The 13,424-nt window shown below is 65.6% G+C and carries 11 protein-coding genes; 7 read left to right on the forward strand and 4 right to left on the reverse strand.

The window, feature by feature from the left end:
* Positions 1-15: 15 nt before the first annotated feature.
* The 4 genes from IM816_RS15020 to IM816_RS15035 form a co-directional block, all read right to left on the reverse strand.
* Positions 16-1,248 carry an MFS transporter gene (locus IM816_RS15020; protein WP_250338700.1) on the reverse strand — a complete coding sequence of 411 codons (1,233 nt, stop codon included), beginning with the start codon at positions 1,246-1,248 and terminating at the stop codon, positions 16-18.
* Positions 1,249-1,738: 490 nt separating this feature from the next.
* Positions 1,739-2,755: a Gfo/Idh/MocA family oxidoreductase gene (locus IM816_RS15025; RefSeq protein ID WP_250338701.1), complete on the reverse strand. Its 1,017-nt coding sequence runs from the start codon at positions 2,753-2,755 to the stop codon at positions 1,739-1,741.
* Positions 2,756-2,766: 11 nt separating this feature from the next.
* On the reverse strand, positions 2,767-3,759 hold the full coding sequence (gene iolG / locus IM816_RS15030; protein ID WP_250338702.1) for an inositol 2-dehydrogenase: 993 nt from the start codon (positions 3,757-3,759) through the stop codon (positions 2,767-2,769).
* Positions 3,752-4,618, reverse strand: a complete 867-nt coding sequence (locus tag IM816_RS15035; protein ID WP_250338703.1) for a MurR/RpiR family transcriptional regulator — start codon at positions 4,616-4,618, stop codon at positions 3,752-3,754. Before IM816_RS15035 ends, iolG begins: the two co-directional genes overlap by 8 nt.
* Positions 4,619-4,817: 199 nt before the next feature.
* On the opposite strand from IM816_RS15035, the gene IM816_RS15040 reads away from it, so the two are divergent.
* From IM816_RS15040 to iolB, 7 genes are read left to right on the forward strand one after another with little or no spacing between them, the layout of a single operon-like run.
* Positions 4,818-5,861 (forward strand): sugar ABC transporter substrate-binding protein, encoded by a 1,044-nt coding sequence (locus IM816_RS15040; RefSeq protein WP_250338704.1) that lies wholly within the window; start codon positions 4,818-4,820, stop codon positions 5,859-5,861.
* A 17-nt stretch (positions 5,862-5,878) separates the two neighbouring features.
* Complete coding sequence (locus IM816_RS15045) at positions 5,879-7,039, forward strand: ABC transporter permease (RefSeq protein WP_072321996.1); 1,161 nt, start codon at positions 5,879-5,881, stop codon at positions 7,037-7,039.
* Between the two features lie 11 nt (positions 7,040-7,050).
* A complete protein-coding gene (locus IM816_RS15050; RefSeq protein WP_250338705.1) occupies positions 7,051-7,839 on the forward strand; it encodes an ATP-binding cassette domain-containing protein in 789 nt (262 codons plus the stop codon).
* Positions 7,840-7,852: 13 nt separating this feature from the next.
* The gene (locus IM816_RS15055) at positions 7,853-9,823 is read left to right on the forward strand and encodes a bifunctional 5-dehydro-2-deoxygluconokinase/5-dehydro-2-deoxyphosphogluconate aldolase (RefSeq protein ID WP_250338706.1); all 1,971 of its coding nucleotides are present in this window, start codon (positions 7,853-7,855) and stop codon (positions 9,821-9,823) included.
* Entirely contained in the window at positions 9,820-11,703 is a 1,884-nt protein-coding gene (iolD, locus tag IM816_RS15060) for a 3D-(3,5/4)-trihydroxycyclohexane-1,2-dione acylhydrolase (decyclizing) (RefSeq protein ID WP_250338707.1), read from the forward strand. The genes IM816_RS15055 and iolD overlap by 4 nt, the downstream gene beginning before the upstream one ends.
* Positions 11,700-12,608, forward strand: coding sequence for a myo-inosose-2 dehydratase (gene iolE / locus IM816_RS15065; RefSeq protein ID WP_250338708.1), 909 nt, complete (start codon positions 11,700-11,702; stop codon positions 12,606-12,608). The genes iolD and iolE overlap by 4 nt, the downstream gene beginning before the upstream one ends.
* A complete protein-coding gene (iolB, locus tag IM816_RS15070; protein ID WP_250338709.1) occupies positions 12,605-13,420 on the forward strand; it encodes a 5-deoxy-glucuronate isomerase in 816 nt (271 codons plus the stop codon). Before iolE ends, iolB begins: the two co-directional genes overlap by 4 nt.
* The last annotated feature ends 4 nt before the right edge of the window (positions 13,421-13,424 follow it).

Below are 13,424 nucleotides of genomic sequence, written 5' to 3' on the forward strand. Positions count from 1 at the left end.
GGGGGGACAGGCGCATTATGCCCGGGCGCCGGCTCGCTTATCCCGCCCTTCGATATCACGACCGAAACGCAGGTACAGCGAAGCGGCCAGCAAGGCGGCGGCGAGCGCGGCGAAGCCGGCCAGCAGGAAGATCGCAGGATAGTCATAACGCCCCGCGATCCAGCCGCCCACGGGTCCCGTGAGGCCCAGGGCCACATCGAGGAAAACCGAATACGCGCCCAGTGCGGCACCCCGGTTGTGCGTGCTGACGCGCCCCACCGCTTCCACGCCCAGCGCCGGAAACACCAGCGCGAAACCCGCGCCCGTCAATGCGGCACCCATCAGGGCGGCGTGCGGCGTGGTGCCCTGCCAGAGCAGGACGAGTCCCACACACTCCACGATCAGCGACGCCATCGCCACGCGATAACCGCCGAACCGATCGATCGCGTTGCCAAAGACCAGGCGTATGCCGATGAAGCAGCCGCCGAACACGGACAGCGACAGCGCCGCGTCCGCCCAGTCGCGGCTCGCGTAGTAAAGGGCCACGAAGGTGGACAGCGAACCGAAACCGATGGAGCCCAGGGCCAGCCCGATGCCATAGGGCATCACGCGAGTGAGCACGCTCTTGAACGGAAGACGCTCGCCATGGCTCGGCGCAACGCGCGCTTTCCACAGCGCGAACGGCAAGGCCACGAGACCCAGCGCGAAGGTCAGGATACCCAGGGCGATGAACCCGTGATCGCGCGCCAGCATCACGCCGAGCGGCGCACCCAGTGCAATCCCGCCATAGGTGGCGATGCCGTTCCAGGAGATCACCCGTGCGGTGTGCTCGCCGCCGATGCCGCCGATGCCCCAGGTGATCGATCCCGTGCTCACCCAGCTTTCCGCAAATCCCAAGCCGAGTCGGCTCAACAGGATCAGCGCGAGGGCGAGCGCAGGGATGGTCGGCACCAGCGCTGCCAGCGCCAGGAACAACCCCGACAGAGCCAGCACCACGAGACCTGCCACGACGGTACGTTTCGGCCCCATCGCATCCGCCATGCGTCCCGCATGAGGGCGACTGAGCAGCGTCGCAAGATACTGCGCGCTCACCGCCAGCCCGGCCACGATCGTCGAATAACCGAGATCGAGATGCGCGAATCCCGGCAGGACGGCCAGCGGAATACCGATGCAGAGGTAACAAACGAACGAGAAGACGACCGCCGAAAGAATTCGCGCGGTCACCGCAAGTCGCCGACCACGATGGGGGACGAGAGAAGGAAGGGACATGGCGACGGATTATAGCGTCACGTTGTTGCAGCGCGTCATTGCCGATCTGCCTGAGTTGGCAGTTGTTTGAGCTGTGGCGGTAGCCATGCCTCGGTGGGAACCATGCCTCGGTGGGAACCATGCCTCGGTGGGAACCATGCCTCGGTGGGAACCATGCCTCGGTGGGAACCATGCCTTCGGTGGGAACCATGCCTTCGGTGGGAACCATGCCTTCGGTGGGAACCATGCCTTCGGTGGGAGCCAGCCTGCTGGCGATGGGCGCTTGCCGCGAGCACCCATCGCCAGCAGGCTGGCTCCCACCATGTCTCTCTCCACCATGGCTGACTCCCACCATGTTTATCCCCACCATGTTTATCCCCACCATGGTTAGGTCCCACCATGGTTAGGTCCCACCATGACTAGGTCCCACTGTGGCTAGCTCCCACCATGACTGGTTCCACTTTGGCTGGTTCTCACTAAGGCTGGCCCCACCATGGCAAACCTCGGCCCATCACTGCAGGTGCACGGGTTCGCCGCTGTGCAACGATTCGCGCAGGGCCACGGCGATGCGCGTCGCCTCCACCGCGTCGTCCATGGTGAGATCGAACGGCGTACCGTCCAGCACCGCGTCGACGAAGTGACGCGCCTGCGTAACGAAGGCCGGCGAGAAGCGCTCGTAGAACGTCGGCAGCACGGTGTTGCGCACGCCGGACGCATCCGCGATCTCCACGCGATCTGCGCGCGGATTGCGGCCCACGCTCACACGGCCGGCGGTGCCGATCACGTCGGTATGCGTGTCGTGCCCATGCGCCTGCGTTCGCGACGCGTAGAACATCGCCATGCGTCCGCCTTCGAACTCGACGATGCCCACGCCGTTGTCCACGTCGCCCATGGCCTCCAGCGCCGGATACATCGCCACGGTACCGGCGCCGTATGCCTTGATCGCCTTCGGCCGGCCGAGCAGCCAGCGCGCGAGGTCCACATCGTGCACGCTGCAATCGAGGAAGATGCCGCCGCTGGTCGGCGCGAACTTCACGAAAGCGCCGGTCGGATCGGCGAGGTCCGTCGTCTGCGAATAGACGAGGAACGGACGCCCGATGCCGCCTGCCTCGATGTGCTGAAAGGCGTGTCGATAGCTTTCGTCAAAGCGCCGCACGAAGCCGACCATGGCACGCTTCGCCGCATGCTCGGCATGCCGCGCCGTGCGACGACAGTCGTCGAGTGACAGCGAAAGCGGCTTCTCGCAGAACACGTGCTTACCAGCGTCCAACGCTTGCTCGATCTGAGTGGCGTGCAGCGACGTAGGTGTCACGAGGAACACCGCATCGAGGGAGGGGTCCGCAATCAGTTGCTCGAAGCTCTCGTGAACCACTTGCACACCCAGCGTGTCGCGCGCCCACGCCCGCTCGTCATCCATCGGGCTGCAAACGGCCACCAGTTCCGCCCGCGGAACGTTGCGAGCAAGATTTTCGGCGTAGCGCTGCCCAAGCCGGCCGAGGCCGGCGAGACCGATCCGTAACGTGCTCATGGACGCACTCCTCAGATGGCGACCTGCACGACTTGGCCTTCGCGCCACGAACGGGCGGCGGCCTCGGCCAGTTCCAGCGCCTTGATGCCGTCGGCGATCGTGGTACGCACGGGCGTGCCGTCCGACAACGCGTCGAAGAAATGGGCGATTTCAGCGGCATAGGCTTCCCGGTAACGCTGCAGGAAGAAATGCTCCGGAAGATCGTGCGCGATGTGCGCGGCGGTATGCGACACGACCTGCGTAGGCGCCACATTGCCGGCTTGCAGCATGCCCTTGCTACCGAGCACTTCGAAGCGCTGGTCGTAGCCGTACGCGGCGCGGCGCGAGGTATTGATCTGGCACAGCCGACCCTGCTTCGTGCGAATGGTGACCGCCGTGGTATCGATGTCGCCGGCCTCCTGGATGGCCGGGTCGGTGAGGCAGCTGCCCATGGCATGCACGCTCACCGCTTCGTCGCCCAGAATCCAGCGGAAGATGTCGAAGTCGTGGATCAGCATGTCCTTGAAGATGCCGCCCGAACTCTTGATGTAGTTCACCGGCGGTGCCCCCGGATCGCGGCTGGTGACCACCAGCACTTCCGGCGTGCCGATCTCGCCATCGTCCAGACGCTTCTTGAGCGACGAGAACGTCGGATCGAAGCGGCGCTGGAACGCGATCATGCAGACCACGCCCGCCTTCTCCACGGCCGCCTGGCACGCGCGTGCCCGCTCCACGTCGAGATCGACCGGCTTCTCGCAGAAAATGGCCTTGCCCGCTGCCGCAGCGCGATGGATGAGGTCGGCATGGGTATCGGTGCTCGACCCGATCACGACGGCGCCCACGGCCGGGTCGCTCAGGGCCTCGTCGATCCCGGCCACCTTGGCGCCATGCGCGCTCGCAAGTTCCTGCGCCGAAGGGGCGTGCACGTCGACCACGTAGCGCAGCCGCGCTTGTGGATGCCGCGCCACGTTGCCAGCATGGATCTTGCCGATGCGGCCGGCACCGAAAACCGCTACTTCAATCATCGTATTCTCCTCGGGGAAGCGTTTCTTCGACTGTGAGTTCGAGCTTGTAGGCCAGCGCGACGAACAGCGCCTGGCAGAGACACATGGTGCTGGTGAGGCCGCGGAACGCGAAGGCACTGCCCTCCTTCACCTTGAGCAGCACGTCCGAATGCCGGGCCAACGGCCCGAGGTCGCTCTCGGTGATGGCGAGCACGTTGGCACGATGTTGCTGCGCCACCCGCATCGCGTAGAGCGTTTCCTTGCCGAACGGCGGAAAACTGATGGCGATCAGCGCATCGCCTTTGCCGATGCTGCGCAGTTGTTCACGGAACATGCCGCCCAGTCCGCTGACGAGGTGTACGCGCTTCGGCGTGTGTTGCATGGCATAGGCGATGTACGTGGCGATCGCGAAGGAACGCCGCACGCCGATGACGTAGATGTTTTCGGCGTTGGCGAGCAGATCCACCGCCTTCTGGAAGCGTGTTTCGTCCAGTTCCGTCGCCAGCTCGTCGAGTCCAGCGCGGCTGGCATCGATGAAACGCGAGGCGATCTCCACGGTCGGCATGTCGCGGGTACGGCCTTTGACCACGCTACGGATACGCTGCTGGTAGCTGCGTGCAGGCGCCGTCTGCGCCGTCCACGCATCGCGGAATACCGCCTGCATTTCGGAGAACCCGGAATAGCCGAAGCGCTGGGCGAAGCGCACGACCGCCGACGCATGCACGCCGCAACCTTCGGCGATCTCGCCCACGCGCTGGAGCATGATCGATCCGCGATGTTCTTCGAGGTACCGGGCCACGCCCTGCAACTGCCGGGGCAGAGCTTCGAATTCCTCGGCAATGCGCTGCATGAGGAGATCGGCTTCGCTGCGTTTGGGCATGGGAGGCTCCGAGGGTGACCGGCGGCATTCAAGCACGGGATGGAATGTTTTTTCCATTTATTTTTTTGCTGCAATGCAAATTGCACGATGCGAAAAGCCGGTCCATGCTCGGCTCGCTTTCGGCACCACGCGGCCCCCAGGCCGCATCGCACCTCGTCACCCATCCAACGGCCGCGCAGCGGCCACCTGTGGAGGCACCATGCGATCCAAACTGTTCCACGCCTCGTTGGCGGCAGCCCTGGCCCTCGGTCTCGGCTTTACCGCCCCCGCCTCGCAGGCGGCCCCCGGCGACCGCTACGTCCTGGTTACCCACGCCGCCGATTCCGATTCCTGGTGGAACACCATCAAGAACGCCATCAAGCAGGCGGGCGAGGACTTCGGCGTCGACGTCGACTACCGCGGCTCCGGCAATGGCGACCTGAGCGAAATGGCACGCCAGCTGGAGTCGGCGGCCGCACGCAACTACAAGGGCGTGTCGTTCGATATCGCCAGCTATGCGGTACTGAAGGCGCCCGCCGCCAAGATCACGGCCAAGGGCATTCCTATCGTCACCATCAACTCCGGCACCCCCGAGGAGAGCAAGAAGCTCGGCGCGATCATGCACGTGGGCCAGGGCGAGTACGACGCGGGCAAGGCGGCGGGCGAACGCGCCAAGACAGCCGGTGTCACGAGCTTCGTCTGCGTGAACCACTACGCGACGAACAACGCATCGTTCGAGCGCTGCCAGGGCTTCGCGGATGCCATCGGCGTGAAGGACTGGCGCAAGACCTCGATGATCGACACGGGCATGGACCCGACGGTCGTCGCCAGCAAACTCAGCGCTTACCTGCGCAGCAATCCGAAGACCCAGGCCATTCTCGCGCTCGGACCCAACGCGGCCGAACCCGCAATCAAGGTGGTCCAGGACATGCACCTGGCCGGCAAGATCAACTTCGGCACCTTCGATCTCTCGCCCGCGATCATCAACGGCATCAAGTCCGGCACGATCCAGTACGCCATCGACCAGCAGCCCTACCTGCAGGGCTACATGGGCATCGCGGCACTCGTGATCGCGCATGACCAGAACACGAAGGACCCGGCGAAGATCATCGCGGCGCTCAAGGCCAATCCGAAGTTCCAGGCGCGCCTCAAGCAGTACGACCTGAAGCCCGTGTACACCGCGACCGGCGTCAGCTCCGGCCCGGCGTTCGTCACCAAGGACAACGTGGCGACGGTCGAGAAGTACGCCGGTCAGTACCGCTGATCGCAGGAGCACCGTCCATGAGCGTCATCAACGAGAGCGTCACCACCATGATCCAGGCCAAACGCGCGAAAGCGCCGGAGGAAGCGGTACCCACGGATGAACGCGTACGGAAGATCTCTCCGTGGCGCGTGCTGCTCGACAGGCCCGAACTGGGCTCCATCGCGGGCACCGTGCTCGTCTTCGCCTTCTTCGGCATCTTTGCCGGCGGCTCGGGCATGTTCGCGCTCGATGGCGTCATCAACTGGGCGCAGGTGGCAGGCTACCTCGGCATCATTGCCGTGGGCGCCTGCCTCCTGATGATCGCTGGCGAATTCGATCTATCGATGGGTTCGATGATCGGCTTCGCCGGCGTGATGGTCGCCATTCCACCGATGTATCTCGGCTGGCCGTTGTGGGCCGCCGTGTTGTTCGCCTTCGCCGGCTCCATGGCCCTGGGTGCGCTGAACGGGTATCTCGTCGTCCGCACGAAGCTGCCGTCGTTCATCGTCACCCTCGCCTTCATGTTCATCCTGCGCGGCCTCACCCTCGTGCTGTCCACCGGCTTCGCGAACAGCACGATCGTGAGCGGCATCGGCGACAAGTTCAGCGAGGACCCGGTGATCTCCGCCTTGTTCCAGGGCACCACGCTGCACTGGCTGTTCAACGCACTGGCTGGCATGAATCTCATCGAGAAGCTGCCCAGCGGCGATCCGGTCGTCGGCGGCCTGCCGAAGGTGCTGATCTGGTGGTTGGCCATGGCCGTGGTGGCAGGCTTCGTCCTGGCACGCACGCGCTTCGGCAACTGGATCTACACCGTGGGCGGCGATGCCAATGCCGCCAAGAACGTGGGCGTACCCGTGCGCCGGGTGAAGATCTCGCTGTTCGTGCTGACGGCGTTCTGTGCGTGCCTGTTCGGCGTGCTGCAGGTCGCCGACGTGGGTTCCGCTGCCGCGGACCGCGGACTGCAGAAGGAATTCGAGGCAATCATCGCCGTCGTCATCGGCGGCACCTTGCTCACCGGCGGCTTCGGTTCGGTGATCGGCGCGTGCTTCGGTGCCCTCATCTTCGGTGTCGTGCAGATCGGCATCTCCTACACCAACATCGATTCGGACTGGTACCGCGTATTCCTCGGCGGCATGTTGCTGCTGGCGGTGCTGTTCAACCATTACATCCGCAGCCGCGCTGCGGCGACGAAGTGAGGAGCGCCAACATGGCCGACGATTACATCCTCGAACTGGACAACGTCAGCAAGTATTTCGGCACGGTCATCGCCCTGCAAGGCGTCACGCTCCGCCTCAAGCGCGGCGAAGTGCACTGCCTGCTCGGCGACAACGGCGCGGGCAAGTCCACGCTGATCAAGACCCTTGCCGGCGTGCATACGCCGAGTACCGGCGCGTATCGCGTCGAAGGCGAGGAGGTCCGTTTCAGCTCGCCACGCGAAGCACTCGATCGCGGCATCGCCACTGTTTACCAAGATCTGGCGCTGGTGCCGCTGATGAGCGTGGCGCGCAACTTCTTCGCTGGACGCGAGCCGCGGCGCAAATGGCTCGGCGTGCTTCCCGTGATCGATATGGCCTATGCCAACGAAACGGCGCGCGAAAAGCTGGCGGAGATGGGTATCCACGTGCGCGACGCAAGCCAGCCGGTCGGCACCATGTCCGGTGGCGAGCGCCAATGCCTCGCCATCGCGCGCGCCATCCATTTCGGCGCGAAGGTGCTGATTCTGGACGAGCCGACCGCAGCGCTGGGCGTCAAGCAGTCGTGCAACGTGCTCAAGCTGATCCACAACGCCCGCGCCCGCGGCATCTCGGTGATCTTCATCACCCACAACGTGCACCACGCCTATCCCATCGCGGACAGCTTCACGCTGCTCAATCGCGGGCAATCCATGGGCACGTTCGCCAAGAACGACATCAGCAAGGAAGAGGTGCTCGACATGATGGCGGGCGGTACCGAGATCCAACAACTGGTCGACCAACTGGAAGGCCGCGCGGCCTGACCTAGGAATTCGCATGCAGAGTCCCGCACCCCGCTCCGCCGCCCGTCCGATCGATGTCGCCTGCCTCGGTCGGCTTGCCGTGGACCTTTACGCCCAGCAGATCGGCGCGCGCCTGGAAGATGCCACGAGCTTCGCCAAGTACCTCGGCGGCTCGTCGGCCAACGTCGCCTTCGGTACCGCGCGACTCGGCCTTCGTTCGGCCATGCTCTCGCGCGTGGGCGACGACCATATGGGTCGCTTCCTTACCGAAACCCTGCAAGCAGAGGGTTGCGACGTGCGCCAGGTGAAGATCGATCCGGATCGACTGACGGCCCTCGCGATCCTCGGCATCAAGGATCGCGAAACCTTTCCGCTGCTGTTCTACCGCGAGAACTGCGCCGACATGGCGCTGGCGGACACGGATATCGACGAGGACTTCATCGCCTCGTGCCGCGCGCTGGCCATCACCGGCACGCACTTCTCCCAACCCGGTGTCCACGCGGCCAGCACGCGCGCGATCCAACTGGCGCGCAAGCACGATGTCCGCACCGTGCTCGACATCGACTATCGTCCCGTCCTCTGGGGCCTGACCGGCCGCGGCGAGGGCGAGCGTCGCTTCGTCGCCGCCGAGCACGTGACGGCGCACCTGCAAGGCATCCTCGGCGGCTTCGACGTCATCGTCGGCACGGAAGAGGAATTCCACATTGCGGGCGGCAGCGAGGACCTCGTCGCTGCGCTGCGCGCGGTGCGCGGGATCAGTGCCGCCACGCTCGTGGTCAAGCGTGGCCCACTCGGCTGCAGTGTCATCGAAGGCGCCGTACCCGATAACGTCGACGATGCACTGACCTACCGCGGCAGCCGCGTGGAGGTGCTCAACGTGCTCGGTGCGGGCGACGCGTTCCTCTCGGGTTTCCTCGCCGGCTGGCTGCGCGGCGAGTCCGTCGAACGTGCCTGCGCCTTCGCCAATGCCTGTGGCGCGATCGTCGTGTCGCGGCATGGCTGTGCTCCCGCGATGCCGGGGCGTGCCGAACTGGACGCATTCCTCGCCCGCGAGGGCGGCGTGACCCGTCCGGACCAGGATGCCGAGCTGGCCCATCTGCATCGCACCGCTGTGCCGCGCAAGCCGTGGCACGAACTCTACGTCTTCGCCTTCGATCATCGCGTACCGTTCTTCGAGCTGGCGCGTGATGTCGGGGCAGACGAAGCCCGCCTGCCACGCCTCAAGAATCTGCTGGTGGACGCCGTGGCCGCCACCGAGCAGGCGGGCAAGCTGCACGGGCATGTCGGCCTGCTTTGCGACGATCGCTACGGGCAGGACGCATTGAATGCGGCCACCGGACGGGGCTGGTGGATCGGCCGTCCCGTGGAAGTGTCCGGCTCCAATCCGCTGGAATTCGAACGCGGCCGGTCGATCGGCAGCCAACTCGTCGCATGGCCGCGCGAGCACGTCATCAAATGCCTGGTCGCGTTCGATCCGGATGCCGATCCGCTGGATCGCGTGGAACAGGAAACCCAGTTGCGGTCGCTCTACGACGCCGCGCAACTCAGCGGCCACGAACTGCTGCTGGAAGTCATCCCGCCCGGGTGCACGAGCCAGGCGCAGCGCGATGAACGCGTGCTGCGCTCGCTCAAGCGCATCTACAACCTCGGCATTCGCCCCGACTGGTGGAAGCTCTGCCCGCCAGCGAGCGACGCCTGGGGCGCCATCGACGCCCTGATCCAGGAGCGCGACCCGCACTGCCGCGGCGTGCTGTTGCTCGGGCTCAACGCCACCGCCGAGGTGCTCGGCGACGGCTTCGCCAACGCCGCGGCAAGCGAAACCTGCCGAGGCTTCGCGGTCGGCCGCACGATCTTTGCCGAACCGGCACGGGAATGGCTGGCGGGACGCATCGACGATGCCACCCTGGTCGCCCGCGCGCGTGCCTCGTTCGAGGCGATGATCGCCCTCTGGCGCGGCAGCCGGCAGCACCCCGGCGCCCGCGCGAAGGAAGGGGCCGCCGCATGAGCGACACGATCCGCCTGACCTGCGCGCAGGCACTCGTCCGCTATCTGGCGGCGCTGCAGGCGCGCGATGCGGACGAGGAAACGTCCTACCCCCTGTTCGCCGGTGTGTTCGCCATCTTCGGCCATGGCAACGTCGCGGGGCTGGGCGAGGCGCTGTACGACATTCGCGACGAACTGCCCACGTACCGCGCGCACAACGAGCAGGCGATGGCACACGCGGCCATCGCCTATGCGAAGGCGAGCATGCGCCGCCGGATGATGGCCGTGACCACGTCGATCGGCCCCGGCGCAACCAATCTCGTGACCGCCGCCGCGCTGGCGCACGTCAACCGGCTTCCCGTGCTGCTCCTGCCCGGCGACATCTTCGTCTCGCGTGCGCCCGACCCCGTCCTGCAGCAGCTCGAAGACTTCACCGACGGCACGGTCTCCGTGAACGATTGTTTCCGCCCGGTCTCGCGCTATTTCGATCGCATCGTCCGTCCGGAGCAATTGCTGAATGCACTGCCCCGCGCCATTCGCGCACTGACCGATCCCGCGCTGTGCGGCCCGGTGACCCTTGCGCTGCCGCAAGACGTGCAGGCCGAGGCGTATGACTTCCCGCTCGCGTTCTTCGAGCCTCGCGAGATCGTCTTCCGCGCACCGCAGCCGACCGACGACGAACTGATCGAGGCGCTGGACGCCATCGAGCAGGCCCAACGGCCGGTGATCGTTGCCGGTGGTGGCGCGCTGTACGCCAAGGCGACGCCCGCCCTGCTCGCGTTTGCCGACAAGCACGGCGTACCGGTATGCGAAACCCAGGCCGGCAAAGGTGTCATGCCGTGGAACCACCCCCTGCATCTTGGTCCGGCGGGTGTCAGCGGTTCCAGCGCGGCAAACGCGATCCTGCGCGAAGCCGACCTTGTCATCGCCCTGGGCACGCGTCTACAGGATTTCACCACGGCGTCCAACACGCTGTTCCGCCACGTGCCGATCCTGTCGATCAACGTCAACGGCTTCGACGCGTTGAAGGGCAACGGGCTTGAGGTGATCGGCGACGCGGCCCAGGTGATCGACGACCTGAGTTTTGGACTGGAAGACTGGGCAGCACCGGTCGCCTGGACGGCACGTGCTCGCGAAGCGGCACGCGGCTGGGTGGATGTGGTATCGCGCATCACCGAACGTCGCACACCGCCCGAAGGTCGCCTGCCGTACGACGGCGAGGTCATCGGCGCGGTGCAACGCTCATCGCCGCAATCGGCCATGAGCGACGTCGTGGTTTGCGCGGCGGGCACGCTGCCTGCCGAACTGGAAAAGCTGTGGCGCACCGAAACCGCGGGTGGTTACCACATGGAGTATGGATACTCCTGCATGGGCTACGAGATCGCGGGCGGCCTGGGCGTGAAGATGGCCCTGCCCGAACGGGAAGTGATCGTGATGGTCGGCGACGGCAGCTACCTCATGATGAACTCCGAGATCGCCACGTCGGTGATGCTGGACGCGAAACTCATCATCGTCCTGCTCGACAACCGCGGCTACGGCTGCATCAACCGCCTCCAGCAGAGCACCGGCAGCGCGCCGTTCAACAACATGTTCGACGACTGCCTGCACGGGCGGCACGCCGCGCCCGCGATCGACTTCGCCGCACACGCGCGCAGCCTCGGCGCCATCGCCGAACACGTGGCGGATATCGCCGAACTGGAAGCCGCGATGCAACGGGCGCGCGCCGCCGATCGCACCTATCTCATCTGCATCGACACCGATCACACGCGCACCACCGACGAGGGCGGCTCGTGGTGGGAAGTGGCCGTGCCGGAAGTGTCGACGCGCGACGCGGTGCGCCAGGCGCGCAACGCGTACGAAACCGCCATCGAAAGCCGCAAGGCGCGGAGCAACCCCGCATGAAGAACGACCCGATCCGCATCGGCATCAACCCGATCTCGTGGAGCAACGACGACTTACCGACCCTCGGCGGCGAGATCCCGCTGTCCACGGCGCTCGAGGAGGGCAAGGCCATCGGCTACGAAGGCTTCGAGCTCGGCAACAAGTTTCCGAAGGACCCGGCCGCATTGCGTTCACTGATGGCCGGTTACGGCCTTGACGTGGTGTCGGGCTGGTATTCCGGCCGACTCGGGGAGCGCAGCGCGGCTGAAGAAATCGTTGCGGTAGAGAAGCACCTGCACCTGCTCGCCGAGAACGGCTGCAAGGTGATGGTCTATGGCGAAGTGGCGCACGCGATCCAGGGCGAGCCGATTCCGCTGTACAAGCGCCCGCGCATGCGCACGGACGACGAGTGGAAGCGCTATGGTGAACGGGTGACCGAGTTCGCGCGCTTCACGCTGTCGCGCGGCGTGCGCCTCGCCTATCACCACCATATGGGTGCGTACGTGGAATCGCCGGACGATGTGGACCATCTCATGGCGCATACCGGAGAAGACGTCGGGCTGCTGTTCGACAGCGGGCACACCTATTTCGGCGGCGGCGATCCGCTCACCGTGCTGGATCGGCATATCGCGCGCATCTGTCACGTGCATTGCAAAGACGTGCGCCCCGGCATCGTCCGTCTCGCACGCAACCGGCAATGGACCTTTCTCGAATCGGTACTCAATGGCGCGTTTACGGTGCCGGGCGACGGTGTGATCGACTTCGCAGCGATCATCGCGCGCCTCAAAGCACATGGTTACCAGGGCTGGCTTGTGGTCGAAGCCGAACAGGACCCGGCCGTCGCGCCCAGTCAGCGCTTTGCGAAGAAGGGCTACGACACCCTGCGATCCCTGCTCGACCGCGATGCGGTAAGGGAGGTCGCATGACACTCCTGGTCAAGGCCGCGCCTAAGGGCGAGGCCATCGTCGAGGTCACACCACAAACGGCGCACTGGACTCACGTGGGTTTCGAGGCGCGACGGCTGGCGGCCGGGCAGCGGACGGAAATTCGCCTGCCCGCAGACCGCGAAGGCTGCCTTGTCGTGCTCACCGGAACGATCGATCTTCGCGTGGGCGATGAAGCCTGGCAGGGCCTCGGTGATCGTACGAGCGTCTTCGACGACGCATCGCCGCATGCGGTCTATGCACCGCCGTCGTCGGTGTTCGAGATAAGCGCCAGTACCGATACCGAGATCGCTCTTGCCTCCGCGCCTGCCACGGGGCTTCACGGCGTGCGGCTGATCCCGCCGTCGAGCATGAAGCGTTCCGTACGCGGCACAGGCGCCAACACCCGCTACGTCTGCGACATCCTCCCCGAGTCGGAACCGGCCGAGTCACTTTTGGTGGTCGAGGTGCTCACGCCGGCCGGGCATTCTTCGAGCTACCCGCCGCACAAGCACGATACCGACGCCCTGCCGGAAGAAAGCGTGCTGGAAGAGACCTATTACCACCGCATCGATCCACCGCAGGGCTTCGCGTTCCAGCGCGTCTACACCGACAGCCGCGACATCGACGAGTCGATGGCGGTGGGCGACCACGACGTGGTGATGGTGCCGCGCGGCTACCACCCGGTGGTGATGCCGCACGGCTATCGCGGCTACTACCTCAACGTCATGGCCGGACCGCGCCGCGAATGGCACTTCCGCAACGACCCCGCCCACGAATGGATGATCGCGCCTCCTGCGTCGCGATCGGAGTAACCCT

Origin of the sequence: Luteibacter flocculans, assembly GCF_023612255.1 — a bacterium.
GTDB lineage: Bacteria > Pseudomonadota > Gammaproteobacteria > Xanthomonadales > Rhodanobacteraceae > Luteibacter > Luteibacter flocculans.

Bases quoted from the DNA above. Each gene is read 5' to 3' on its own strand.
- IM816_RS15020 (WP_250338700.1), bottom strand. From the start codon at position 1,248: ATGTCCCTTCCTTCTCTCGTCCCCCATCGTGGTCGGCGACTTGCGGTG.
- IM816_RS15025 (WP_250338701.1), bottom strand. From the start codon at position 2,755: ATGAGCACGTTACGGATCGGTCTCGCCGGCCTCGGCCGGCTTGGGCAG.
- iolG (WP_250338702.1), bottom strand. From the start codon at position 3,759: ATGATTGAAGTAGCGGTTTTCGGTGCCGGCCGCATCGGCAAGATCCAT.
- IM816_RS15035 (WP_250338703.1), bottom strand. From the start codon at position 4,618: ATGCCCAAACGCAGCGAAGCCGATCTCCTCATGCAGCGCATTGCCGAG.
- IM816_RS15040 (WP_250338704.1), top strand. From the start codon at position 4,818: ATGCGATCCAAACTGTTCCACGCCTCGTTGGCGGCAGCCCTGGCCCTC.
- IM816_RS15045 (WP_072321996.1), top strand. From the start codon at position 5,879: ATGAGCGTCATCAACGAGAGCGTCACCACCATGATCCAGGCCAAACGC.
- IM816_RS15050 (WP_250338705.1), top strand. From the start codon at position 7,051: ATGGCCGACGATTACATCCTCGAACTGGACAACGTCAGCAAGTATTTC.
- IM816_RS15055 (WP_250338706.1), top strand. From the start codon at position 7,853: ATGCAGAGTCCCGCACCCCGCTCCGCCGCCCGTCCGATCGATGTCGCC.
- iolD (WP_250338707.1), top strand. From the start codon at position 9,820: ATGAGCGACACGATCCGCCTGACCTGCGCGCAGGCACTCGTCCGCTAT.
- iolE (WP_250338708.1), top strand. From the start codon at position 11,700: ATGAAGAACGACCCGATCCGCATCGGCATCAACCCGATCTCGTGGAGC.
- iolB (WP_250338709.1), top strand. From the start codon at position 12,605: ATGACACTCCTGGTCAAGGCCGCGCCTAAGGGCGAGGCCATCGTCGAG.